Annotated in this window: 17 protein-coding genes, 1 tRNA gene and 2 pseudogenes; 9 read left to right on the top strand and 11 right to left on the bottom strand. The window is 65.9% G+C overall.

Annotated features, from left to right (window positions below; genetic code table 11):
- Together ACM0PK_RS18010 and ACM0PK_RS18005 are read right to left on the bottom strand one after the other, a co-directional pair.
- A partial coding sequence (locus ACM0PK_RS18010; RefSeq protein WP_495498537.1) for a hypothetical protein occupies positions 1-215 on the bottom strand: 215 nt, incomplete at its 3' end.
- Between the two features lie 216 nt (positions 216-431).
- Complete coding sequence (locus tag ACM0PK_RS18005; protein WP_414607924.1) at positions 432-1,352, bottom strand: LysR substrate-binding domain-containing protein; 921 nt, start codon at positions 1,350-1,352, stop codon at positions 432-434.
- Between the two features lie 140 nt (positions 1,353-1,492).
- On the opposite strand from ACM0PK_RS18005, the gene ACM0PK_RS18000 reads away from it, so the two are divergent.
- Together ACM0PK_RS18000 and ACM0PK_RS17995 are read left to right on the top strand one after the other, a co-directional pair.
- Entirely contained in the window at positions 1,493-2,194 is a 702-nt protein-coding gene (locus ACM0PK_RS18000; protein WP_111097994.1) for a pirin family protein, read from the top strand.
- A 169-nt stretch (positions 2,195-2,363) separates the two neighbouring features.
- Positions 2,364-3,503: an MFS transporter gene (locus ACM0PK_RS17995; RefSeq protein ID WP_134967730.1), complete on the top strand. Its 1,140-nt coding sequence runs from the start codon at positions 2,364-2,366 to the stop codon at positions 3,501-3,503.
- Positions 3,504-3,584: 81 nt separating this feature from the next.
- Here the strand turns inward: ACM0PK_RS17995 and ACM0PK_RS17990 are convergent, their stop codons facing one another.
- Positions 3,585-4,703 (bottom strand): alpha/beta hydrolase, encoded by a 1,119-nt coding sequence (locus ACM0PK_RS17990; protein ID WP_414607923.1) that lies wholly within the window; start codon positions 4,701-4,703, stop codon positions 3,585-3,587.
- Positions 4,704-4,885: 182 nt separating this feature from the next.
- On the opposite strand from ACM0PK_RS17990, the gene ACM0PK_RS17985 reads away from it, so the two are divergent.
- The 4 genes from ACM0PK_RS17985 (at position 4,886) to ACM0PK_RS17970 (ending at position 11,766) form a co-directional block, all read left to right on the top strand.
- Positions 4,886-6,232 (top strand): c-type cytochrome, encoded by a 1,347-nt coding sequence (locus ACM0PK_RS17985; protein ID WP_235646679.1) that lies wholly within the window; start codon positions 4,886-4,888, stop codon positions 6,230-6,232.
- Positions 6,229-7,155 carry a c-type cytochrome gene (locus tag ACM0PK_RS17980; RefSeq protein WP_111202121.1) on the top strand — a complete coding sequence of 309 codons (927 nt, stop codon included), beginning with the start codon at positions 6,229-6,231 and terminating at the stop codon, positions 7,153-7,155. The genes ACM0PK_RS17985 and ACM0PK_RS17980 overlap by 4 nt, the downstream gene beginning before the upstream one ends.
- A gap of 115 nt (positions 7,156-7,270) precedes the next feature.
- Positions 7,271-9,649, top strand: coding sequence for a TonB-dependent receptor domain-containing protein (locus ACM0PK_RS17975; RefSeq protein WP_111202122.1), 2,379 nt, complete (start codon positions 7,271-7,273; stop codon positions 9,647-9,649).
- Positions 9,650-9,657: 8 nt separating this feature from the next.
- Complete coding sequence (locus tag ACM0PK_RS17970; protein ID WP_111202123.1) at positions 9,658-11,766, top strand: phosphocholine-specific phospholipase C; 2,109 nt, start codon at positions 9,658-9,660, stop codon at positions 11,764-11,766.
- Between the two features lie 109 nt (positions 11,767-11,875).
- Here the strand turns inward: ACM0PK_RS17970 and ACM0PK_RS17965 are convergent, their stop codons facing one another.
- The 4 genes and pseudogenes from ACM0PK_RS17965 to ACM0PK_RS17950 form a co-directional block, all read right to left on the bottom strand.
- Complete coding sequence (locus ACM0PK_RS17965; RefSeq protein WP_111202124.1) at positions 11,876-13,471, bottom strand: alkaline phosphatase D family protein; 1,596 nt, start codon at positions 13,469-13,471, stop codon at positions 11,876-11,878.
- 10 nt (positions 13,472-13,481) lie between these two features.
- A pseudogene (locus ACM0PK_RS17960) lies at positions 13,482-16,414 on the bottom strand (TonB-dependent receptor).
- A gap of 141 nt (positions 16,415-16,555) precedes the next feature.
- A complete protein-coding gene (locus ACM0PK_RS17955) occupies positions 16,556-17,578 on the bottom strand; it encodes a FecR family protein (RefSeq protein WP_111202126.1) in 1,023 nt (340 codons plus the stop codon).
- The gene (locus ACM0PK_RS17950; RefSeq protein ID WP_111202127.1) at positions 17,575-18,090 is read right to left on the bottom strand and encodes an RNA polymerase sigma factor; all 516 of its coding nucleotides are present in this window, start codon (positions 18,088-18,090) and stop codon (positions 17,575-17,577) included. The genes ACM0PK_RS17955 and ACM0PK_RS17950 overlap by 4 nt, the downstream gene beginning before the upstream one ends.
- A 38-nt stretch (positions 18,091-18,128) precedes the next feature.
- On the opposite strand from ACM0PK_RS17950, the gene ACM0PK_RS17945 reads away from it, so the two are divergent.
- On the top strand, positions 18,129-18,527 hold the full coding sequence (locus ACM0PK_RS17945; RefSeq protein WP_414607922.1) for a hypothetical protein: 399 nt from the start codon (positions 18,129-18,131) through the stop codon (positions 18,525-18,527).
- 245 nt (positions 18,528-18,772) lie between these two features.
- Positions 18,773-19,111 (top strand): annotated as a pseudogene (locus ACM0PK_RS17940) (pyruvate dehydrogenase E1 component-related protein); the annotation flags it as partial.
- 68 nt (positions 19,112-19,179) lie between these two features.
- Here ACM0PK_RS17940 and ACM0PK_RS17935 read toward each other — a convergent pair.
- On the bottom strand, positions 19,180-19,662 hold the full coding sequence (locus tag ACM0PK_RS17935; protein WP_061480151.1) for a hypothetical protein: 483 nt from the start codon (positions 19,660-19,662) through the stop codon (positions 19,180-19,182).
- Between the two features lie 223 nt (positions 19,663-19,885).
- On the opposite strand from ACM0PK_RS17935, the gene ACM0PK_RS17930 reads away from it, so the two are divergent.
- Positions 19,886-22,216, top strand: coding sequence for a TonB-dependent receptor (locus ACM0PK_RS17930; protein WP_414607921.1), 2,331 nt, complete (start codon positions 19,886-19,888; stop codon positions 22,214-22,216).
- A gap of 119 nt (positions 22,217-22,335) precedes the next feature.
- Here ACM0PK_RS17930 and ACM0PK_RS17925 read toward each other — a convergent pair.
- From ACM0PK_RS17925 to alaS, 3 genes are all read right to left on the bottom strand, one after another.
- Positions 22,336-22,428, bottom strand: a tRNA-Ser gene (locus tag ACM0PK_RS17925).
- Positions 22,429-22,506: 78 nt separating this feature from the next.
- Entirely contained in the window at positions 22,507-22,710 is a 204-nt protein-coding gene (gene csrA / locus ACM0PK_RS17920; RefSeq protein WP_004152909.1) for a carbon storage regulator CsrA, read from the bottom strand.
- 147 nt (positions 22,711-22,857) lie between these two features.
- The gene (gene alaS / locus ACM0PK_RS17915) at positions 22,858-25,506 is read right to left on the bottom strand and encodes an alanine--tRNA ligase (RefSeq protein ID WP_111202130.1); all 2,649 of its coding nucleotides are present in this window, start codon (positions 25,504-25,506) and stop codon (positions 22,858-22,860) included.
- Positions 25,507-25,541 lie beyond the last annotated feature (35 nt).

Below are 25,541 nucleotides of genomic sequence, written 5' to 3'. Positions count from 1 at the left end.
CGGGGACGCCGCAAGTACGTCCATGTAGGCTTGGCAGCCGCATCCATGCGGCTGACACCCCGCACTCCGACACCGCCCCACCTCTGACAGATTTCCGCGATCTGATGGATCCACGCCATGCGTGGATGAATCTCCATCGAGTTCGAACATTTCGACAATTGATCGAAGAGCATCCACGCATGGCGTGGATCTACCGTATCGACCAAGGTCGACACCCACCGACCGCACCAGCACCGACAGATCGCCGGAAACTGTCAAAGGCGGGGTGGGTCCGGTTGCGGGGGCGTGAGCCGCACGGAAGCGGCGACCGAGCTTACATGGACGTACTTGCAGCGGCCCCCGCAACCGGACCCACCCCGCCATCTCACGGAATGCACGCTGTTGCTGTTGCTTTGGCCTCGGCGGGTGCAGGGCGCAGCCCTGCCAAAGCCCTACCCCCTGGCCATTGCCTCCCACCACTGCGACAGCAGCTCCGGCCTGCGCAGGCGCTCGCGCCACCAGCGCAGTGCCGCGCCATCCTCACCGGTGCGCCAGGCCAGCCAGAACGTTTCCTCCGGCTTGTGTTCCTCCACCTCGCGGATCACCAGCTGGCCACGCGCCACCGCAGCACGCGCGCATGGCTCGGGCAAGAAGCCGAAGCCCACGCCTTCGCACTGCAGCTTCAATTTGCTGGCCATGTCGGGCACGGTCAGCATCTCCTGCCCCATCAACAGGCCCACCGTGCGCGGCAGCAGCCTGCGCGCCGAATCGGAAACGGCGATCGCGCAATGCTCGACCAGCTGCTCACGGCCCAGCACGCCCTGCACGTTGGCCAACGGATGATCGGGTGCCACCGCGAACACGAACGCCACCGTGCCCAGCGGCTCGACCACATAGCCACCACCACTGGGCCCCTCGCCCGGCGCGCCGACCAACAGGTCGGCACGGCGGTCGAGCAGAGCCTCCCAGGTGCCGGACAGGGCCTCGCCGATCAACCGCAACCGGGTTGGTGCCTCGGCCTCACGGAATGCGGCGATATCCGGCCCAAGCAGCCAGGTCGGGAACACCGAATCCACCGCCAGGGTCAGTTCGGTCTCCCAACCCGACGCCACCCGGCGCACCCGCAGCTCCAGCTCGCGGGCCGCGCGCAGCAGGTGTCGGCCTTCGTCCAGCAGCGCGCGCCCGGCCTCGGTCAGCTCTGCACGTGGGCCGACCCGGTCGAACAGCTGCACGCCCAGATCCTCCTCCAGCTTGGCCACGGTATAGGAGATCGTCGAGGGCACCTTGTGCAGGGCCTTGCCGGCGGCGGCAAAGGAGCCACGGCGGTCGATGGCATCCAGGATCTGCAGGGCATCGAGGCTGAGCTTGAGCATTCGAATTTTTCGATGATGGCTGTCAAAACTATCCGTTTTTAAAACCCCGGGCGCAAGCGGATACTTCTCTCCAACGGGGAAACACAGCGGCTACTGGTCCACCCCGCCCCATCGAAACCATCGAACAAGGAGATTCCATCATGCTGCAGATCCGCAAGAGCGCTACCCGTGGCCTGGCCGAGCATGGCTGGCTGTCCTCGCGCCATACCTTCTCCTTCGCCAACTACTACGACCCCCGCTACGTCAGCTTCGGCCCGCTGCGGGTGATCAACGAAGACAAGGTGATCGGCGGCCAGGGCTTCGGCACCCACGGCCACAGCAACATGGAAATCATCTCCTACGTGCTGGGCGGTGCGCTGGAACACAAGGACTCGATGGGCACCGGTTCGGTGCTGCGCTATGGCGACGTGCAGCGCATGAGCGCCGGCAGCGGCGTCACCCACAGCGAATTCAACCACTCGGCCGACGAGACCGTGCACTTCCTGCAGATCTGGATCTTCCCGGACACCGAGAACATCACGCCGTCCTACGAGGAGACCCACTTCGCGCCGGAGACCAAGCGCGGCCAGCTGCGCCTGATCGCCTCGCCGGACGGTGCCGACGGTTCGCTGCGCATCCACCAGGATGCCCGCATCTTCGCCAGCATCCTCGATGGCGGCCAGAAGCTGCACCACGCGCTTGGCAACGGTCGTGGCGCCTATGTGCAGGTGGCGCGTGGCCAGCTGCAGGTCAACGGCATCACCCTGGAAGCCGGCGATGCGCTGCAGGTCAGTGACGAAGCCCAGCTGACCCTGGAAAACGGCAACGACGCCGAAGTGCTGGTGTTCGACCTGCCGCTGTAAACACGCCCTGTCCTGAAGACGTGGCCCGGCGATGCGGAAAGGCATCGCCGGGCCCGCTGCGCCTGATGGACGGCCCGCAATCGTATTCGGCCTTCGGTGACCCGAATGCCTCTTGCTCGATGCGACTGGAAACGCTTTCATGGCAGCGTTTATCCGGACCCGCCCTCGCATGACGCCTTCATCTCCGCGTGCCCAGCAGCACGCCACCCGTGCCGCCTTCTTCATTCCTGGATTCGCCACCGCCGCGTGGGCGCCGATGGTGCCTTACGCCAAGGCCAAGGCCGGGCTGTCCGACGCCAGCCTGGGCGCCGTGCTGCTGTGCCTCGGGCTCGGCTCGCTGCTGGCGATGCCGCTGGCAGGTGCACTGACGGGGCGGTTGGGTTGCCGCCGGGTGATGGTGATCACCTGCGCGATGATGCTGTGCGCCCTGCCTTTGCTGGTGCTGGCACCCTCGCCGGTGTCGCTGGGCGCGGCGCTGTTCGTGTTCGGTGCCGGCGTCGGTGCACTGGATTGTGCGATGAACATGCAGGCGGTGGCGGTCGAGCGCGATGCCGGGCGCGCGATGATGTCCGGCTTCCACGCCTTCTACAGCATCGGTGGATTCGTCGGTGCTGGCTGCATGACCGGGCTGCTGATCCTCGGCACGCCGCTGTGGCTGGCCGCGCTGGTTTCGGTGGTGGCACTTCTGCTGGTTGCGATGCTGTCGGCGCCGCATTGGCGTCCGCAACGGATCCTGCACGAAGGCCCGCTGCTGGCACTGCCGCATGGCGTGGTGCTGTTCATCGGCGTACTGGCCTTCGTGGTGTTCCTCGCCGAGGGCTCGATGCTGGACTGGAGCGCCGTGTTCCTGGCCGAAGTGCGGCAGGTGCCGCGTGACCAGGCCGGGGCCGGCTTCGCGTTGTTCACCCTGGCGATGACGGCAATGCGCCTGTTCGGTGACGGCATCGTCGAGCACCTCGGCCGCACCCGCACCCTGGTCTTTGGCGGTATCACGGCCGCGGCAGGCTTCACCCTGGCCACGCTGGTGCCCTCGTTTCCGGTGGCGCTGGCCGGCTACGTACTGGTCGGGCTGGGCTGCGCCAACATCGTGCCGGCGCTGTTCTCGATGGCAGGCCAGCAGCGGGTGATGCCGGAAAGCATCGCCATCACTGCCGTGACCACACTGGGTTACGCCGGCATCCTCGCTGGCCCGGCTGCGATCGGCGCAGTGGCGCACGCCACCAGCCTCGGCTTTGCCTTCCTGTGCGTCGCCGTACTGCTGCTGGGCGTAGCCGCCTCCGCCCGCTCACTGGCCCGACGCGTGGCCTGACAGAAAAAGGGGACGGAGGGGATTAAGTCGCACCTGCCCCGAGTGTGCTGCAAACGACTTAATCCCCTCCGTCCCCTTTTTTCAGCCGTGTGCCAGCCATTCGGCCTGGGCCGGCAGCTGTGGGGCTGGGCACGCGCCCTGCGGGTGGCGCTGGTCGCGCGCCATCCAGTCATCGACCACGCCGGCCAGCAGGTCCAGCCGCAGCGGCAGGGTGATGTGGTCCTCTCCGCGCATTTCGATGTAGTGCGCGCGCGGGTTGGCCTGCGCAAGCTGCCGGCCCTGGCTGACTGGAATATGCTGATCACCCTGCCCGTGCAGCAGCAGCACGCAGGCGCGGGTATCGGCCAGCGCACGCGCGACGTCGACGCGGTCCAGATCGACATCGATACGGCGGCTGGCGGCGGCGATCACCTGGTTGATGTCCTGGCCCCCATAGCGCCAGCGTGCGTACGACGCCACCGCCTGCGCCTTCAGGCCCTCCGGCTGCAGTCCCATCAGGTGCGGGATCATCGTGCGGATCGCCGCACCGGCATTGGCGAACGATTCCATCGCCACCACACCGGCTACCTGGTCACCCAGCTTGTCGGCGGTGAACACCGCCGTGGCCGCACCATAGGACACACCGAACAGGTACAGCGGGCCGGTCACTTCGCCGCGCGCGCGCAGCTCGCCGATGACATCGACGACGTCATCCGATTCATAGGTGCCATAGCCGGACGGACCTGCACCGGACTGGCCATGGTTGCGAAGGTCGAGCGTGACCACGCGGTAGCCGGACTCGGCCAGCTGCAGCGACCATGGCAGCATCGAATCACCATTCATCATCCACCCGTGCAGCAGCACCACGGTGCCGCGTGGCGCCTGCGCGCGGAACGGCTGCGGCACGGCCAGACTCAGGCCGGTATCAAGAGGCAGGCCGTTCTCATGACGCTGCGGAAGGTAGTGGTAGTGCGCGCCGTAGTCGCCGGGGTCGAACGCGCGCCAGAAGATCGGCACGCCATCGCGACCCGCTGCGAAGCCATGCCGGTTGGGCAGCCCGGCAATGGCCGCGGCGATGCGCGGGCGATCGAGCAGGGTCGACACGCCGCCTGGCGCGATCAGCCGGTCGGCAAGCGAGGTGGACGAGGCGTTGATCGAGGATGAGCATGCAGCCAGCCACAGGCCGGCGCACGCCAGCAACAACAGCAGCAGGCGCTTCATGGGCAATCGGGAAAGGATGCGACAGCGTGGCAGGTTAACGACGCGGGCGTGGGCCATCTATCGCGCGTGGATGACGGCTTGATGACAATGCGGGATCGATTCAGGTTGTCACAATGGCGCGATCGACCTCGGCATTGATCCGGATCAATGAATACGCCGGCATGCTTGCCCACAGTGCCCCCATGCGCACCTCGTTCAAGCTCGCCATTGCCCTGGCCGCCACGCTGGCCGCCGCCTATGGCATCGCCCGCAGCGCGCCCTACTGGTTCGCACCTCGGCAGGCCGCGCAGGTCGACATCCACGACCCGGCGCTGATCGCACAGGGGCAGTACCTGTCGCGCGCCGCCGACTGTGCGGCCTGCCACACCGCGCCGGGCGGCAAGCCGTTCGCCGGTGGCCTCGGCATGCAGACGCCGATGGGGACGATCTACTCGACCAACATCACCCCCGATCCGGAAACCGGCATCGGCGCCTACGACTATGCCGACTTTGAACGCGCGGTACGTCGCGGCATCCGTCACGATGGCCAGCCGTTGTATCCGGCAATGCCGTACGCCTCGTACGTGATTGCCCGCGACGCCGAGATAAAGGCGCTGTACGCCTATTTCATGGGCTCGGTGCAGCCGGTGAAGCAGGACAACGCCGACAGCACGATTCCATGGCCAGCCAACATGCGCTGGCCTCTGGCATGGTGGCAACTGCTGTTCGCACGCCCACGCAGCTTCAGCCCGGATCCGTCGCTGGACGCCGGCCAGCAGCGTGGTGCCGAACTGGTGGAAGGCCTGGCGCATTGCGGTGCCTGCCACACGCCACGCGGGCTGGCGTTCCAGGAAAAGGCGATGGCCGATGATGGCAGCCGCCAGTTCCTGTCCGGTTCGGTGCTGGAAGGCTGGTACGCGAAGAACCTGCGCAACGAATCGACCGGCCTGGCCAGCTGGAGCGAAGGCGAGATCGTCGACTTCCTGCGCACTGGCCGCACCGATCGTTCGGCGGCTTTCGGCGGCATGGCCGATGTGGTCGAGCACAGCACGCAGTACCTGTCCGACGCGGACCTGCTGGCGATGGCACGCTACCTGAAGCAGCTGCCCGCCCGCGAAGGACGCAGCGCACAGTGGTCGCCCGGTACTGACACCACCACCGCCGCACTGCGCAGCGGCGACTACCGCGTGGCCGGTTCGCTGGCCTATGCCGAGCACTGCCAGGCCTGCCACCGCGCCGACGGCCGCGGCATGCCGCGCGTCTATCCGGCCCTGGCCGGCAACTCGATCGTGTTCGCCGACGATCCCAGCTCGCTGGTGCAGGTGACCCTGATCGGCGGCCGCACGCCACAGACCCCGCACGACCGCATGGCCTTCACCATGCCAGGCTTCGAGCAGCTGCCGAACGCGCAGCTGGCACAGATCCTGACCTTCATCCGCAGCAGCTGGGGCAATCAGGCCAGCGCAGTGAGCGAGGTCGACGTGGCGCGCATGCGCCGGGTGGTGCGCGACAAGCCGGTGCACTACGTTCCGCAGGAGGCCGCACAATGAAGCGTTCGCGCACGCGTTCCCGCCTGCTGATCGGTAGTGCGATCACCCTGGTGCTGCTGGCCGGCGCCGGTACCCTCGCTTACCGTCATCTGTACCCGGATCTAGATGCCGCCGTGACCGGCACGATCGATATTCTCGATGCACAGGGCAAGGTGGTCGGCGCCTACCATGCGCCGAGCGCCGAAGAAATCGCCGGGCTCGGCAATGCCGAGTCGGTGATGCTCGGCCGCCGCATCCTCAACGAAACCGCACGACTGCTGCCGGACAACGTCGGCAACGATCTGAACTGCAATTCGTGCCACATGGCCGAGGGCAAGCGTCCCTTCGGCAACCACTACTTCAACACCGGTGGCGGCGCCTATCCGCGTTACATGCCGCGGCCTGGCAAGGTGATCGGCCTGACCGAACGCATCAATGGCTGCCTGCAGCGTTCGATGAACGGCAGGCCGCTGCCGAAGGACGCGTCACAGATGCGCGCGATGCTCGACTACATGGCGTGGCTAAACAGTGCAGTGCCGGACGGTGCAAAAGTCGCCGCGCCAAGCGAAGGGCCCATCGACAGCACGCTCGCCCCGGATCCGATCCGCGGCCAGGCGCTGTACGCCGTACAGTGCGCTGCCTGCCACGGCGACAACGGCGAAGGCCGGCGCGACGCCAGTGGTGACATCGCCTTCCCGCCGCTGTGGGGCGACCACAGCTTCAACATCGGCGCCGGCATGGCGCGCCTGTATAAGGCGGCCGGTTTCGTCAAGCACAACATGCCACCGGCAGTGACCCGCGAACCTCCGCTGGGGCAACAGGTGATGCCCGACCAGGATGCGGTGGACATCGCCAGCTATTTCATCAACCAGCCGCGGCCGGACTTCGCCAACAAGGCCAAGGACTGGCCGCGCGACCCGAAACCCAAGGACGCGCGGTACTGATGCCGGCAGCAGCTGCGGGCCGTCACACAACACGGTTCCTGCATCTTCGCGTCATGCCGATGTCATTGGCGCTGCCGACACTCCGGGGCTTCCCTCTGCTGAAGGTCCGGTTTCGATGCGAACGATTGCGTGCTTTCCCCGTGTTTCGCTGCTTGCCCTGCTGATCGCCCCTGCACTGGACGCCCTGGCCGAAGCACCGCAGGGCGATGCGGCCGAGGCGCGCAGCACTGATGCTCGTACCCTGGACCAGGTGCAGGTGATCGGCCAGGCCACCAGCTACGCCAAGACGGCGGTGCGCGCGGAAACGCTGAACCGGCAGACCGTGATGAGCAGCGTCAACGACGCGCTCAATGAAGTGCCCGGCGTGGTGGTCAGCGAAGCCGATGCCACCGGCTCATCGGTGTGGGGCACGCAGATCAGCATGCGTGGCTTCGTCACCAACCGCGACACACAGCAGATCGGCACTACCATCGACGGCCTGCCCAACGGCGGTTCCGGTTACGGCGGCGGCTCGCTGGCCAACCGCTACATCGACACCCTCGACCTGGAAACGGTGGAAGTCAGCCAGGGCACCGCTGATATCTCCTCGCGCTCGAACGAAGCGCTGGGCGGCACCCTCAACTTCCTCACCAGCGATCCGCTGCAGGACAGCCGCCTGCGCTTCGTGGTCGGCGCCGGTGACAACGAGGCGCGCAAGTACTACGTGCGCTACGACACCGGCCTGCTCGGCGGCCACACCCGCGCCTGGGTCAGCGCCTCCTCGTCGAAGGTGCACGACTGGATCGACGGCACCGGGCACGCCAGCAACGACCACATCGCCGGCAAGTTCATCACCGAACTGGATCGCTGGACCCTGACCGGCTACCTGTCCTACAACGATGCGGACGAGCCGGAATACACCAGCGTCTCACCGAAGGGCTTCGCCACCAATCCTGATCGTGACAACCTGGTCGGCACCCTCACCGGCATTCCCTACCTGGACCAGAACTACCGTTCCGGCTCGCGTGCGCTGCGCGAGAACAGCTTCGGCTACCTGCGCGCGGCCTTCGACGGTGGCAACGGCTTCAAGGCCTCGGTGGCGGCTTACGGACACCGCATGGAAGGTCGTGGCGACTGGCTGCCACCGTACCTTGCGCAGGTCAGCGATGACGGAGCGGGCCGCCCCGAGTCGGAGTACGTCGGAGGAAAGACCGTGTACGGCGGCAGCAACCGTGGCCAGATCTTCTTCGTCAGTCCCGACGGCAGCGCCGCGCAGCGCCTGGCCAACTGCACACCGCAGCTGGGTTTCACTGCCGAATATGATCCGAACTGCTACGCCGGCAACGTGCTGGGCGCGCAGTCGTATCGCCACACGCACTACGACAACGACCGCATGGGCGTGACCGCCGACGTCGAGTGGCGGCAGACCTTCGGCACGGTCGACAACACGATCCGTGGTGGCCTGTGGGTGGAGAAGCTGGACCGATCGGCACGCCGCGACTGGCATCGCCTGCTCAACGTCGGCCAGGATATCGCCTTCGACCATCAACCGTACTGGGTACAGTTCGAGGACAAGTACAAGGTTGACGAGCAGATGTACTACGTCGAGGACGTGGCGAGGTTCGGGCCGTTCAGCGCACGCCTGGGCGTGAAGCAGTTCTTCGTCGACCAGTCGCGCCGCCGCGTGATCGGTGCCAGCGAGCAGGTCAGATCCGATTCCAGGTCCGACCCGCTGCTGTCCACCGGCTTGACCTGGGCGCCGGGCGTGGAAGGCATGGAGCTGTTCGCCGGCTTCTCGCAGAACTTCGCCGCGATTCCTTCCGGCGTGCTCGGCGAGACCGACCCGCAGCGCTTCCGCAACGTCGAGCCGGAGACCGCCGACAACATTGAAGTGGGCATGCGCATCAGCCGCTGGCCGCTGACCGCCTCGGTCACGCTGTACAACATCAAGTTCGACAACCGCATCGTCTACCTGCCGGCCGGCTTCGTCAGCGGCATTGACTACCTGGGCGAGACCGACGGTGTCTACGAGAACTTCGGCGGCGTGGAAAGCAACGGCCTGGAAGCGGCGTTCGGCTATGGCTGGGACAACGGCTGGCGCCTCAACGCCGCCTATACCTACAACCGCTCCAAGTACCTGGGCAGTGGCGATGCCGCGCGTGATACCCAGCTGGGCATCGTCGACGGCGCCAAGGTGATCGGCCAGCCCGAACAGACCCTCGTCCTGTCGGCGGACTGGCAGGGTGAGAACTGGAACTTCGGCCTGTCCGGCCGTTACCTGGGCACGCGCTATCTCGACGCCGCCAACGTCAACAAGCTGCCGTCGGCCACCGTGTTCAACGCCAACATCGGCTTCGACCTGCAGGGCCTGTCGCCGCGCCTGAAGGGCATGGGCGCCAACCTGGTGGTGAGCAACCTCACCGATAAGCGGTATCTTGCAGGGGTGGACGGCCGCGACAACGCCTTCATCGGCGCTCCGCGCACCGTCGGGATCTCTTTCCGCGTGGACCTGTGAGTGAGCCCGTGACCGATATCGGCCGACGCCGGTTGTTGCAGGCCGGCGTTGCCGCCGGCTTTTCTCCACTGCTGCCCAGCATCGCCCGGGCCGCCGCGATCGCCCCCGCCGCGCAGACGCGCAGCCTGGAAGACCTGCAGCACATCGTGGTGTTCATGCAGGAGAACCGTTCGTTCGACCACTACTTCGGCACGCTGCCGGGCGTACGTGGCTTCGGTGATCGGTTCGTCGCCCCGGCCGCCGCGCTGCAAGCTGGTGACCGCGTCCGCAGCCTGTGGCTGCAGCCCGATGCCAGCGGCAAGCGCGCGATCGCGCCGTTCCCGCTGGATACCGCCGCGCATTTCGGCTACATGCGCGTGGAAGGCACGCCGCATACCTGGCCCGACGCGCAGCGCGCCTGGGACCAAGGTCGCATGGGGCAATGGCCGAAGGCCAAGCAGAACCACTCGATGGGCTACTTCCAGCGCAGCGACCTGCCGTTCCAGTTCGCGCTGGCCGATGCCTTCACGATCTGCGATGCCTACCACTGCGCGATGCAGGCCGGCACCAACCCGAACCGGGTGTTCCTGTGGACCGGCCACAACGATCCGCAGGCCCACGCCGGTGGCCCGGTGATCGCCAACTCGCACGACAATTTCCCTGAACAGGGTGGGCATCCGGCGTCGTACCGCTGGACCAGCTATGTCGAGCGCCTGCAGAGGGCCGGCGTGTCCTGGCAGATCTACCAGGACATGGCCGACAACTTCACCGACAACCCGCTGGCGGGTTTCGAGGCCTTCCGTCAGGCCCACCGCGCGGCGCCAGGGCATGACCCGCAGCTGCGCGCGCGCGGGGTCAGCACGCGGGGCCTGACGCAGCTGCGCCAGGACGTCATTGACGGGCGCCTGCCGCAGGTCAGCTTCATCATCGCCGACGCGGCCGGCAGCGAACATCCCGGCCCGTCCAGCCCGGCACAGGGCGCGGCCTATACCGCACGCGTGCTGGATGCGCTGACCGCCGATCCGGACGTGTGGAGCCGCACCGCCCTGCTGCTGATGTTCGACGAGAACGATGGCTTCTTCGACCACATGCCGCCCCCTGCCCCGCCTTCGCCGGTGGACGGTGGCTGGGCGGGTGTGTCCTCGGTCAGCACCGAAGGCGAGTACCACCGGCACCCGGCACCGGGTGACGAAAAGTACGATCTCGCCGAACTGCGCGGGCGCCCGTACGGTCTGGGACCGCGCGTACCCCTGTACGTGATCTCGCCGTGGAGTCGCGGCGGCTGGGTCGATTCGCAGGTGTACGACCACACCTCGGTCATACGGCTGATCGAGCGCCGCTTTGGCGTGGCCGCACCGGACATCTCGCCGTGGCGCCGCGCGGTCTGCGGCGACCTCAGCAATGCGTTCGACTTTGCCCAGCGCGATACCCGCCCGTTCGTCCGCGGCCTGCCCGACGTGAGTGCGGTTGCCGCACGCGCCGCTGCCTTGCCGGGACGCACCGTGCCTACGCTGCCAGAGGGGCTGAAACCAGCGAAACAGGAAAGCGGTGTACGCCCGGCGCGCGCCCTACCCTATCGTCCGCAGGCATCGATTGCCGCAGTCGATGCCTCGGGTGTGGATCTGACGCTGTCCTGCGAAGGCGCGGCGGCCGTGCTGCATGTCTACGATCGGCTGCGGCTGGATGCGGTACCACGCCGCTACACGCTGCTGCCAGGTACGCCACTGCGCGAGCGCTGGCCGCTGGACGCCCAGGGCCGCTATGACCTTTGGCTGCTTGGTCCGAACGGCTTCCACCGCCACTTCCAGGGTGCGGTCAAGGCGCCTGCCGTGCAGGCTTCGATCGAGCGCGCGGACGGCCAGCTACGGCTGCACCTGCGCAATCTGCACAACAGCGCGCAGAATGTGCGGGTGCAGGCCGGCGCCTATGCCAGGCACATGCCGGAGCAGGCGCTGGTGCTGCCGGCGCATGCTGAGGCCACGGTGGCGTGGGACGCGGCGCCCACCGCAGGGTGGTACGACCTGCGCATCGGTGCGGGCGACAGTGCACTGCGACTGGCCGGCCGCGCCGAGGATGGGCGCCCCGGCACCAGTGACCCGGCAATGGGCAGCGAGCCATTGCGGTTCGAGCACGATTGAGGAGCCCTCTGTAGAGCCGAGCCCACGCTCGGCTACTTCTCGCCCTGGTCGCATTGCACCGAAAAAGCAGCCGAGCGTGGGCTCGGCTCTACAGCGCAGACCGGTAGATTCAGGCCTCCTGCAGCCCCGGCCGGCCGTGCTCCACCGCATAGCGCTTCCAGCTCTGCAGCGCGCCATTCGGCTGCATTACGGTATCCAGCGTCTTCATGTCGCCGATCCACGCATCGCGGGTGACATCGCACAGCACGTAGCCACGCTTGTCGGTGGTCGCCTTCAGGTAGGGACTGTGCGCAAGCTGGTTCATGGCATACGCGTCAACGCCCTGGCCGTCGGCACCGGAAGTGATCGAGGTGGCGAGGAACTCGCTGGAGACCACACCCGAGTCACGGTGGTCCTGTACCAGATCGCTGGCGTAGTGGCGATGCGCGTCGCCGCAAGCGGTCACCACGTTGCCGAAGCCCACCTTCTGGATGTGATCGAGCAGGCGTCGGCGGCTGTCCAGATAGCCCGACCACTGGTCGTCGGACGACTGCACTACCCCGTCCTTCTCGCGCATGTAATTGCCCAGCGCCACCTGGTGGGCGATCGTGTGCCAGCGCGGCGCGGCATCGGACAGGCCGTCGAACAGCCAGCGCTCCTGCTTCGCCCCCACAATGCTGCGCTCCGTCGATTCCACCTCCTCACGCAACGCCATGTTCACCTGCTTGCTGCGGTACTGGCGGGTATCGAGCAGGTGCAGGTCCATCAGCGTGCCGTAGCGTGCGCGCCGGTACATCTGCATGTGGCCATCGCGCGGGAATGCCGAGCGGCGCAGTGGCATGTTCTCGTAGTAGGCCTGGAACGCTTGTGCGCGACGCAGCAGGAACACTTCGCTGGGCGTGTCATCCTGGTCTTCGGCACCGGCCCAGTTGTTGTCCACTTCATGGTCGTCAAAAGTGACGAACCACGGTGCCGCCGCATGCGCGGCCTGCAGGTCGGGATCGCTCTTGTACTGGGCGTAGCGGCGGCGGTAATCATCCAGCGTGTAGATCTGCGGGCCGACGTGGTTGCGCAGGTTGGTGAACGGCTGGCCGTTCATCTTCCGCGGGCCCGGCTGGCTTTCGCCTTCGTAGATGTAATCGCCATAGTGGAAGACGAAATCGAGCGGTTCCTCGGCGATGCGTCGCCACGCGGTGTAGTGGCCTTCTTCGTAGTGCTGGCAACCAGCCACCACAAAGCGCACCCGGTCCACCGCTGCCGTGGCTGACGGCAGCGTGCGCGTACAACCCACTGCGCTGGCGTGGCCGCCTACGGTGAAGCGATACCAGTAGGGTCGGCCCGGTGCCAACCCTTCCAGCTCCACGTGCACCGCGTGGCCGAGTTCGGGATGCGCCATTGCCGAGCCCTGGCGTACCACCCTGCGCATGCCTTCGTCTGCTGCCAGCTGCCACTCGACCACCATCGGCCGGGCCGGCATGCCACCACCGAACACCAGCGGCTCGGTCGCCAGCCGTGTCCACAGCACCATGCCATCGGCCGACGGATCACCCGAGGCCACGCCCAGGGTGAAGGGCGTGCTGGCAAAGCGCGGCGAGGCCAGCAGGTTGCGTGGGTTCAGTGCAGTGGCTTCGGTCTGCGCGGCCAGTGCGCGCGCCGTGCCCATCCAGGCCCCTGCGGCCGACAGGCCGGCCAAGGCCAGGAATCGCCTGCGATTGATCGTCTCCACGGATGACCCCTCAGTTGTAGATGATGTGGAAATAGAAGAAGCGGCCGTAGTCGTCGATCTCGGTTCGGAAACGCCCGTTCGGACCGGTGCTGTAGGTTGGCTGGGTGTTGAACAGGTTCTTGGCCTCGTACTTCAGCGTTACGTGCTTGCCGACCTTGTGGCTGAAAGCCATGTTGAACGTCATGTATGGGTCGTAGTACGAATCCAGCCATTCGGTGTCACCGAAGTCGACCAGCATCCGGCTGCGGTAGGTTCCGGACAGGCGCAGTTGCGAGCTCTTCCACGGCATGCGCCAGATCACCGACCCATTGAGCGACCAGTCCGGCTGGTACAGCAGGCGGTCCAGGCGCCGCTCGGTGCCATCGGTGATGCGGTAGTTGGTCTGGCCTTCCAGACGCGTCGCGTTGAAGTACATGTCGAAGCGCTGGCGGCCCCACTGCAGATTGCGATTGGCCACCGCGAACTCAACGCCACGCAGCTTCGACTCGTCGGTGTTCATCGGCTGGGTGACCCGGTAGCGGGTGTCCCCCACGTTCTCGAACGTGGTCAGGGTGTAGATATCGTCCTTGATCACCTTGTCGAACAGCGCTACCGAGACCAGGCCATTGTTGCCGTTGAAATACAGGTCCCACGCCAGGTCGACGTTGGTGGAACGGCGCGGCTGCAGGTTGGCATTGCCCTGCTTGATGGTGCAGAAGCCCCTGCCCTCCTCGTCATCGCCACAGCTGGTGCTGGTGGCCTGGGCGATGTTGCTCGGCGTCGGCCGGCCCAGCGTACGGCTGGCGGAGAAGCGCAGGCGCTGGTCCTCGCTCAGCTTGAACGTCGCATTCAACGAAGGCAGCAGGTTGTTGTAGCCACCGCTCGTGTTGCGGAAGGCGGAGGTATACGTACTGCCGCCATCATCGCTGAACGGGCTGTAGGCATCGAAGCGGGTGTGGTCGTAACGCAGGCCGCCGATCAGCAGCAGCCGGTCCCAGGCGTAGTGAGCGGACACATAGGCATTGGTGATGTCCTCCACGTACTTGTAGTCGCTGGTGAAGTTGGCATTCGGATACGCCGCATTGTTGTTGCCCAGCTTCGGCAGCAGTTCCTCGTTCCACTTGCGGTTGTCGATCAGAGGGAAGCCCGGCACGCTGCCCAGCAGCGTCGACCCCGGGTACAGGTAGTCGTTGAGCGTGGCACTGCTCCTGAAGTAGTCGAAATCGATGTCCTGCCAGATCTTCAGGTGGCGGTACTCGGCACCGGTGGCCAGGCCGAAGCCACGCGCATCGGCGTCGATGTTGTAGCTGAAGTCCGCGCGCAGGTTGTCGATGCTCTCCTTGGCATCGCGCGGGGAGACATAGGCCTGCGCCGGATTGAGCTTGAACGCGGAGCTGGTCAACAGGCTGGAATCAGAAACCGCTACCGCGTTTGGGAACCCGTGACTGTCATTCTCGTAGTCGACGAACAGATTGCTTGGATAGGCACGCACACCCCAGTAGACCTGGTTGTTGTGGAAGGTCTCTTCGGTGTGGCCACCACGCAGGGTCAGGCGCGAACGGTCGCCGACGTCCCAGTTGAAGCTGGCGATGGCGCCACGGTTGCTGCGGTCCCAGCGGTCGTGACGGTTCTTGATGTAGATGCTGTTGATCTGGGTGGTGCCGCTGTCCTCGGTCTGGTTGCGGATCGGAAACTTGGCGTTGCCATACAGATCCGTCTTGTTCATCGTTGAGTTCTCGTAGAACCGGTACGAGTACAGCAGCAGCGATGCGTAGAACGGATCATCCGAGGGCTTCCACTCAAGCTTGGCGGAGCCACCGAAGTTGGTGATGAAGTTGGTATAGGTGCCGGTGCTGAAGTTGCCAGGCGCACGCAGGCCGTTCCAGCCCTTGGCCTCGCCCGGACCGGTGGTGCCGTCGGTGAGGTATTTTCCAGCGTCGTTGTAGTAGTAGTTCGACTCCACCCAGCGCTTGACGCTGTTGCGTGAACGCTGCTCATAGCGTGCCACCGCAACGATGCCGAATTCCTGGTCGGCGCCGAACTGGTTGGAGAACACCATCTTGGCGCTCTTGCCGAAATGGCCCAGGGTCTCGTGGTTGCCGCCGGCGCTGCGCTCGACGTTGGTCTCGGCAGTGGAATAGATGCCTGCCACATCGGCAAACACGTACCTGCCGGACCGGTCGAAGGCACTACGGCTGATGATGTCGATCACACCGCCGATCGCATCCGGTGCCTGCTCCGCACTGAAGCTCTTGTAGATGTCGGTTCGGGTACCGATGTCGCTGGGAATCAGCTGCAGGTTGTTCATGCGCTCCCCGGAGCCACTGCCCCCCACGCTGGCGATCGCGATGCCATCGATGGTGGTGTAGTTGAGGTTGGCCTGCACGCCGCGCACGGTCACGTAGCGTGGTTCGCCGGCATCCTCCACCGCACTCAGGCCTGGAGCGGCCATCAGGCTCTCGGCCAGGGTCTCGTCGCCGTAGCTGTCCATCTCGTCGTAGACCACCGAATCCTTGATCACCGGCGACGACTTCTTCTGGTCGATGACCTCATGCGCGGCAATCACCTTCACCGTGCCCAGGGTCGGCGCCAGCACCGCCCCGGCCTCGCGCGGCATCGGCGCGGCTGGCTTCGGCGCATTGCGTGCGGGTGCCGGATCGATGGCGATGACATTGCCATCCACTACTGTGTAGCCAAGACCGGTACCCGCCAGCAGTGCGTCCAACGCCTGCTTACGGTGGCGCCCCGCGGCACAGCCCCGGCCATGTGCGCTTCACCGCTGCCCGAGTACAGGAACTGCACGCCGGAACTGCGCGACAGCTGCTCAAGTGCACGTGCCAGCGGTTGCGCCGCGATCGCCGCCGACACGCGGGTTTCAAGGCCATCGGCAGTGGCCGCGGCCGCCATTGGCACACTGCAGGGAGACAGGGCGAGGATGATCGACAGGTAGAGCGTGTTGCGCATCACGGGTCCTTGGAAGAGAGAAGGCAGCAGGCGCAGCTGCGTGGCTCGGCAGCGGCTTCTTCCAAGTAAGAGCCCGCTTCCACCGAAGTGGAGAACGCGGATTCGATGAATTTTTTCTGACAGCTCACGACCGCGCGGGCCTCAGCGACTGCCGACCCGCACTGTGTCGCCTTCGCGCCTCACCACGAAGCGTGGGTCGCGTTCGAGGAAGGCCTGCAGCGCACCGATGCGATGCGCATCGAGGCTGCCCGACAACCGTGCCGATGCTGCGCCTTCGTCCAGCACGCGCACCTGCACCTGGTTGTGCCGGTTGAAGGCAGCTGCCACCTCATCGAGCCGCTCATCGAGGAAGGAGACTTTGCGCTGCTGCCAGTCCAGCAGCATTGACAGCGGCATGTCCACTGACTCGACGGCATGGCTTCGCGCGTCGACCTGCACCACCCGGCCCTGCTCCAGCTGGGCCAGGCGGCGGGCACCCGCGCCCTGGCTCCAGACCTCGACCTCGCCGGAGACCACGCCGATGCGGGTGCTCTGCAGCCGTCGCGATACATCGAATACAGTGCCGATATCCCGGATCTCCAGGCCGTTCACTTCCACCTCGAACGGACGGCGGTCGCGGGCGATGTCGAACGTGGCCTCCCCCTGCAGCAGCTCCACCCTTCGACTGAACCAGCTCATGCGTACCCGCAGTCGGCTGTCCGCGTTGAGCCGCACCTGGGTCTGGTCGGGCAGCACCAGGTCGCGGAGTTCACCATGCCCGGCACTGTAGAGCTGCTGGGTGGGCATCATCTGCGAAACCAGGCCCACGCCGAGCAGGGCAACACAGGCCGCGGCAGAGACCGTCCACCAGCGCACGCGACCGCGACGCAGCACGGCGCGGGGCGGCGCGTGCGCACGACCGAACAGCGGCACCACCTTGGCGGCGACCTGCTGCGGTGGCACCAGCGCCGCATCAGCCAACGGCGATTGCAGCGCCTCGCCCACCTGCCGGTGCAACGCGAGCGCGCGCATGTAGGCGCGAACATGCTCGGGCGAGCGCTTCATCCAGTCCAGGAACGCGACACGCCCGGCCTTGTCCAGCACCCCCTCGCGATTGCACAGGAACCAGTGCGCCGCCTCACGTTCGATCGTGTCGTCAGGCCTGCGTGATGGATACCGATTCATGTGAGCTCCCTGGCGCCCAGCGCCTTCCTGCAGGCGTCCAGCCCCTTGCCGATATGCTTGCGCACCATGTGCACCGACACCTGCAGCTGCTGGCTGATTCCCGGGCAGTCCAGCCCGTCGCGGTAGTGCAGCTCCATCACCCGGCGCGTGGTCGCCGGCAACCGCGCGATGGTGCTGCGGATGTCGTTCCAGCGCTGCGCACGCTCGAATTCGCCCTCGATGTCTTCTTCGCTTTTCAGCACTTCGGCCAGCAGATCGACGTCCTCCAGCGGCGGTAGCGACGACCGCGCTCGTGCATGCTCGCGCGCCAGGTTGGCCGCCACGGTGAACAGGTAGGCTTCCGGGTTCTCGACCGCGTCGGCATCCTCGCCGGTGCTGCGCAGCAGCCGCAGGTAGACCTCCTGCGCCAGGTCTTCGGCATCCTCGCTGGCCGAACCGCGACGCAGGAAGAAGCCACGCAGCAGCCGGCGCCGCAGTTCGTAGCTCTTCTCCCAGATCCTCACGCTGTTCACGGCCGGCCAACCACCCCGAGGCTGGAAAGCCCAGCAGGGTGACCGCCATCGATGACAGTGGCGTTTCAACGACGGGAAGGCAGCCGCTAGAATGCGGCCCCTGCATTGTCCCGGCAGCCCGCACAAGGAGTGCTCCCATCAACGCACGCACCGCCATCAACACCTTCAGCAGCCTGCTGTTCCTGCTGCTGGTCGCCCACACCACCGCCTACCAGCAGCAGATGTGGCCACCCAGCCGGGTCATCCATGTGCATCCGGTAATCGTCGTCCTCGCCTATGCGCTGGGTGTGCTCACGCTGCTGTTGTGGATCAGCGGTCGTCGTGCGCCGGAACCCGCCCAACGCCTGGCGCGCTGGTTGCCCATCGTCGCCTGGTGCCTGCTGGGCATCGGCGTGGCGATCATCCCGGTGTTCCTGCCGGGGCTGTCCCCGGCCTGATCAGCGGCAGCGCCCAGCGCATCGGCCCATGATACGGCGCGCGGCACCAACCCTTGCTTGCCAGAGACCCAAGCCCCGCCCGCCTACCGAAGCGCGGGGGGCAGGCCTACGCTTGTCTTCTCGGTGGCCGCCACGGTCGCCCTTCGCGTCACGGCGCCCGCCGTTGCGACCCCGCTCCAGTGCTGTGCGCCCTGCCGGTGTTGTCGCCCAGGCAGACGTCCGACCGGCGCCCTCTGGAGACAGCCATGAACCAAGCCCTCATTCCCTTCGATACCGATCCGCTGGAAACCCAGGAGTGGCGTGAATCGCTGCAGGCGGTGACGCAGGCCGGTGGCCGGCCACGCGCGCACTACCTGATCGACCAGCTGAGCGGGCTGGACGCCCAGCAGCACGGCGACCTGCATACCCGCGCATGGACGGCCTACGTCAATACCATCCCGCCCGAACGCCAGCCGGCCTATCCGGGCGACCTGGCCGTCGAGCGCCGCCTGAACGCGATGATCCGCTGGAACGTGATGGTCATGGTGCTGCGTGCTGGATGCAGGACGCCATGGGCAGGTATGGCATCGACACCGGCAAGCGCGACCCGGCCCCGGTGTAAGGCGGCGGTGTTCACCACGCCCGTTGTGCGGGCGTGGTGAACGCAGGATCGCTACGGCATGCGTTTGAACAGGTTGGTCTGCAGGATCGGGGTCCCGTCGTGAGCGTAGAACGCCTTGGTCTCGGTCATCGTTGCCTGGTCATCGGCGACGGTGTAGATACGGGTGGAGGCCGGCGTACCGTGGTCCACCAGCTGCATCACCAGGGTGTTCGGCGCCGGCAGCTTCAGGTTGGCCTTGTCCGCGCCATAGGTGCCGGACAAAGGGCCCGGCGTACCGTCCAGCGCCAGCGTGCCGTCGGACTTCATGGTATTGCCATCATGCAGGACGATATCCACGTGCGAGCTCCAGCGGCCACCACCGGCGTCCTTGAACTCCAGCACCACCCGCTTCGGACGCTGCGCCTCGGGCAGTGCCGAGGTCGCGGTGTCCAGCGACCAGCGCCCCAGCAGCGGCGACGGGGACGCTTCCACCGCCAGCGCCAACCCGGCCGGCAGCGAACACGCACACAACAACACAGCGGACAACAGCTTCATACGTTGCTCCGTTCCAGTGAAGAAGGTGCTGCGTGACGCGTTGTGGGGCGCAGCGCTTCGGATCGTGCACAGCATCGGAGCCCCGCACAAGGCAGGGCGCTGAACGCGCGGCAACCTCGTTCGCGCCTCCCGCGATTCAGGTCTGGCGGCATGGCCTCATCACGTCCTTGTCGATACATATCGTTACGTTATAACATTTCATTTCTATTTCACGAGTCCTGCTATGCTTCGCCACCTGCTTGCTGCTGCCATCCTGCTCGCCGTCCACACCGCCCAGGCCGCGGACGAGCCCACCCTTCCCACCCTCCAGGTCCAGGCCTCCCCGCCCTCGCGCGTCGACAACCGGGTCACCGTCGACAATCCACAGGCGCAGAACCGTACCCTCGGAAGCCTGCTCGAGCATGTCTCCGGCGTGCAGAGCAGCGCCTTCGGGCCGAACGCGGGCGCCCCGGTCATCCGCAGCCTCAGTGGCAACCGCGTGCAGATCCTGCAGGATGGCCAGTCCATTCTCGGCATGAACGCGATCAGCGGCGACATCAACATTCCGTTCGATCCGCTGTTCGTGCGCAGCGTCATCGTCAACAAGTCCTCCGATACCGTGCGCTATGGCGGCAATGCGATCGGCGGCAGTGTGGAGATCGATTCCGGCCTCATCCCGCGCAGCATGGAAGACACGGAGCAGTCGATGGAGCTGGTCCTGCGCCAGGGCTTCAATGCCGCCGACGCGCAGGGCTTCCGCATGAACTTCAACAACCAGCGCAACCTCTCGACCAACCTGCAGGTCTCGCGTCAGCGCATCTCGCACTACGACATCCCGGGCAACAGCAAGGCCGCCGTCTGCAACACCCGCCTGTTCCCGCCGACCGGCGGCGTCAACTCGGCGCTGGCCGACAGCTGCCAGAAAGAGGCGCGCGTCCAGCAGATCTACAACAAGGCCTCGCAGCCCTACATCGACCAGTTCATGAGCGAGAATCCGGACTGGGCCGATGGTGACTTCTCGTTCTACACCAACCATCCGACCTCGGTCTGGCAGCGCCGCACCTACATCAATCCGGCCAACCCGGCCTACGTGCCCGGCACGCCGTCGTACGTGCAGAAGCAGATCAACAACGATGTCACGCCCGACTACCATCACCGGCTGGGCAACAGCTACGCACGCAACTCGCAGGTGGCCTTCGGCTCGACGCTGTTTTTCGACCGTGGCTACGTGGGTGTCAGCATCGATGCCAAGGACAGCGAATACGGCGTACCGGGCTTCTCGATGCAGAACCTGTCGTTCGGTTCCAACCATGCCGATGGCCTGCCGGTGGGCGTGGTGATCAAACAGGAACGCTACGCACTGGAAGCCCTGCTGCGCGATCCGCTGCCGTGGTTCGAGCGCGCGGAGCTGCGAGTTTCCAGGCTGGACAACACGTCGGGCGAGCGCCTCGGTGCATCCAAGGCCAATGACTACGACTTCGAAAGCTCCCAGGCCGAGCTGCTTCTGAGCCATCAACGCGTCGGTCCGCTCAGCGGCCTGCTCGGCTTCAGCCACCAGTCGCGCCAGGTCACCGGCAGCGGTTCACTGCGCTACCTGCCCGACGTCGACACCCGCAGCAACGCGGTGTTCCTGAAGGAGACGCTGGACTTCGGCTGGGCCAGTTTCGATGCAGGCGTGCGCCACGAGCGCGTTGACCATGACCTGCAACCAAGCCGCTTCAAGACAGCGCGCAATGCCGCCAACACGAAATTGCAGGACCGCGACTACCGGCTCAACAGCTACACCCTCGGATCGTATGTCGAGCTAGGCCCCTTGTTCGCCGCCAAGGTGCGCTACGCATCCTCGCAGCGCGCACCGGAGATCAACGAGCTGTATGCCAGCAACGCACACTATTCGGTGATGACCCAGGAAGAAGGCAACCAGAACCTCAAGCCTGAGCGCGCGAAGAACCTGGAGCTGACCGGCCTGTTCCACATCGGCGGTTTCGAGCTGTCGGCCACCGCTTACCGGATGAAGTACGAGAACTATCTCTACCTCGGCCATTCCGGCCTGCAGACCGCCAACCGTCTGCCGCTCAAGTACTGGAAGCAGACCGACACCACGGTGAAGGGTTTCGAGATCGACGCATCTCAGGTGCTGGACCTGGGCCGGTATGGCACGTTGAACATCTCTGCCTTCGCCGATCTGGTGAAGAACAAGGCCGACCACCCCGATCCGCTGCGCGCCCACAACGATGGCGAGTACCTCCCGAACATGCCGACCAACCGCTACGGTGCCAACCTGCAATGGCAGCGCAAAGGCTGGAAGGCGCAGCTGTCGAGCACCTGCTACGACACGCAGAAGTACCTCGGCCGCAACGTCAGCGAGGAAATCCCGCTGGACGCGTTCAACCTGGTTGATCTGCAGGTCAGCCGCGAACTGCCGGTGCGCAGCAGCTACATCGCCGGCATGGAAGTGTTCGTCAACGGCAGCAACCTGCTCAATGAGGAAGCGCGTCCACACAACTCGCCGCTGAAGTACATCGCGCCGCTGCCGGGGCGGGGCTTCCAGGTGGGTGTGACGGTAAAGCTCTGAGGAGAGCCTGATTCAGTCGCCATCAGCGATCAATGATCGCTGGATGGCACGCCGGGACCCTGCATCCGCGCAAAGAAAAACGCCTGCAGATCGAGGATCTGCAGGCGCTTCTTTGTATCTGGCGGAGTGAGAGGGATTCGAACCCTCGATAGAGCTTTTGACCCTATACTCCCTTAGCAGGGGAGCCCCTTCGGCCACTCGGGCATCACTCCGGGGTTTTCTCCGCGTCTGGTGCGTTGCACCTCAGCGGGGCGTGAATCATAACGTTAATCGAGTGCGAAGGTAAAGCGTTATTCGGCAGAATTTTCGCTACCGGTGCCACCGGCTTCATCACCACGCTGGATGCGCTGATAGATCTCTTCGCGATGCACAGCGACGTCCTTCGGCGCAGTGATGCCGATACGCACCTGGTTACCCTTGACGCCAAGCACGGTGACGCTCACCGAGTCTCCGATCATCAGGGTTTCGCCGACGCGGCGAGTCAGGATCAACATTTTTGTAAGTCTCCATGGAACCGTGTGGAAGGGTATCCCCCACCGGCTTGACGCTCCGTCAAGAAGCGCTACCACGACAAAGGGAAAAGATTCGCAATGGTACCGTCAGCCGTCCCGCTCCTACAAGGAGGGGGACGGCCAGGTTCATCACAGGCGGGGGCTGACCCATTCGACGACTGCAGCCAGCGCAGTGGCAAGGGCGGGCCCGTCCTCGCCACCACCCTGGGCGAGGTCCGGGCGTCCGCCGCCCTTGCCCCCGATCTGACCGGCGATATGGGACAACAGTTCCCCGGCCTTGACCTTGCCCATTGCGCTGCCGTTCACGCCTGCGACCAGGGCTGCCTTGCCGTCCTGGGCGCCGGCCAGCACGATCACCGCGTCGCCCAGCTGCTGCTTGAGGCGATCCATGGCGTCACGCAGGGCCTTGGCGTCGAAGCCCTCCAGGCGGGCAGCCAGCACCTTCACGCCAGCGACCTCGACGGCCTGGCCGGACAGGTCGGCCGTGGCACCCGCAGCAACCTTGGCCTTCACGGCCTCCAGTTCGCGCTCCAGCTGCTTCTGGCGCTGGCCGAGGGCACGGATCTTCTCGACCACGTCGGCGGCGCTGCCGCCGAGCAGCTCAGCGGCCTCGGCCAGGCGGGCCTCTTCGGCGTCCACGTAGTCCAGCGCGCCCTGGCCGGTCACGGCCTCAATGCGGCGCACGCCCGCGGAGACGCCGCCCTCGGAGGTGATCTTGAACAGGCCGATGTCGCCGGTACGGTTGACGTGGGTACCACCGCAAAGCTCGGTGGAGTAGTCACCCATCTTCAGCACGCGCACGTGCTCGCCGTACTTCTCGCCGAACAGGGCCATCGCGCCGAAGTCCAGCGCTTCCTGCATGCCCATGGTGTGCACTTCGGCGGCGTTGTTGGCGCGCACCTGCTGGTTGACCTTGCGCTCGATCACCGCCAGTTCGTCGGCACTGATCGGCTGGAAGTGCGAGAAGTCGAAACGCAGGCGGTCCGGGGCGACCAGCGAGCCCTTCTGCTGCACGTGGGTGCCCAGCACTTCGCGCAGGGCGGCGTGCAGCAGGTGGGTGGCCGAATGGTTGAGGATGGTGGCGCCGCGGCGCTCGCCATCGACCTGGCCGGAGAGCACGTCGCCGACCTTCAGGCCGCCGCCGGATAGGGTGCCGACGTGGCCATGGAACTGGCCGGCGAACTTCTGGGTGTCTTCCACGACCATGCGCACGCCGTTGCCGGTCAGCACCCCGGTGTCGCCGACCTGGCCGCCGGACTCGGCGTAGAACGGGGTCTGGTTGGTGATGACGATGACTGCGTCACCCGCATCGGCCGACTGCACCGGACGACCGTCCTTGAGCAGGGCCAGCACGCCCAGGCCGTCGGCCTGCAGGCGGTCGTAGCCCAGGAACTGGGTCGGGCTGAGGGTCGCCACCAGCTCGGCTGGCAGGGTTACGCCGCCACCGAACTTGCCGGCCGCGCGCGCGGTCTCGCGCTGCTGCTCCATCGCGGCATCGAAGCCGGCGATGTCGACGGTCAGGTCGCGCTCGCGGGCGATGTCCTGGGTCAGGTCGAGCGGGAAGCCATAGGTGTCATACAGGCGGAAGGCGTCAACGCCCGGGATCACGCCATTGCTGGCCTTGCCGGCCACGTCTTCGAAGATCTTCATGCCGGCATCGAGGGTTTCGGCGAAACGCTCTTCCTCGGCCTGCAGCGCACGGATGACGGTGTCCACCGCCGCCGGCAGTTCCGGATAGGCCTCGCCCATCTGCTCGACCAGCGTCGGCACCAGCTTGCTGAAGAACGGCTGGCGCACGCCCAGCATCCAGCCGTGGCGCAGGGCGCGGCGGATGATACGGCGCAGCACGTAACCCCGGCCTTCGTTGGACGGCAGCACGCCGTCGACGATCAGGAACGAGCAGGCGCGGATGTGGTCGGCAATCACGCGCAGCGACTTGTTCTCCAGGTCGGCGGTGCCGGTCAGCTCGGAGGCCTTGCGGATCAGCGCCTGGAACAGGTCGATCTCGTAGTTGGTGTGCACGTGCTGCAGGATCGCAGCCAGGCGCTCCAGGCCCATGCCGGTATCCACGCACGGCGCCGGCAGCGGCACCAGGGTGCCGTCGGGCTGGCGGTCGAACTGCATGAACACCAGGTTCCAGATTTCGATGAAGCGGTCGCCGTCTTCATCCGGCGAACCCGGGGGGCCGCCGGCGATATGGTCGCCGTGGTCGTAGAAGATCTCGGTGCACGGACCACACGGACCGGTGTCGGCCATCTGCCAGAAGTTGTCCGAAGCGAACGGCGCACCCTTGTTGTCGCCGATGCGCACGATGCGCTCTTCCGGCACGCCGACCATGTCGCGCCACAGCGCATAGGCTTCGTCATCGGTCTGGTAGACGGTGACCAGCAGGCGTTCGGCCGGCAGCTTCCAGACCTGGGTCAGCAGTTCCCAGGCCCAGGCGATCGCGTCCTTCTTGAAGTAGTCGCCGAACGACCAGTTGCCCAGCATTTCGAAGAAGGTGTGGTGGCGTGCGGTGTAGCCGACCTGGTCGAGATCGTTGTGCTTGCCGCCCGCGCGCAGGCAGCGCTGCACGTCGGCCGCGCGCACGTAGCTACGCTTCTCCGCGCCGAGGAACACGTCCTTGAACTGCACCATGCCGGAGTTGGTGAACAGCAGGGTCGGATCATTGCCCGGCACCAGCGGCGCCGAGGGCACGATGGTGTGGCCTTTGCCCTTGAAGAATTCAAGGAAGTCCTTGCGGATCTGGGATGTCGTGAATTTGGCGGATGCGTTCATTGGGGGCTGGCAGTCTGCGGGCCGGCGGACCCGGA

Origin of the sequence: Stenotrophomonas sp. FR010, assembly GCF_047520755.2 — a bacterium.
In the GTDB taxonomy this organism is placed as follows: domain Bacteria; phylum Pseudomonadota; class Gammaproteobacteria; order Xanthomonadales; family Xanthomonadaceae; genus Stenotrophomonas; species Stenotrophomonas sepilia.
The sequence above is the reverse complement of the archived record's forward strand: the minus strand, read 5'-3'. Positions and strand labels throughout refer to the sequence as shown.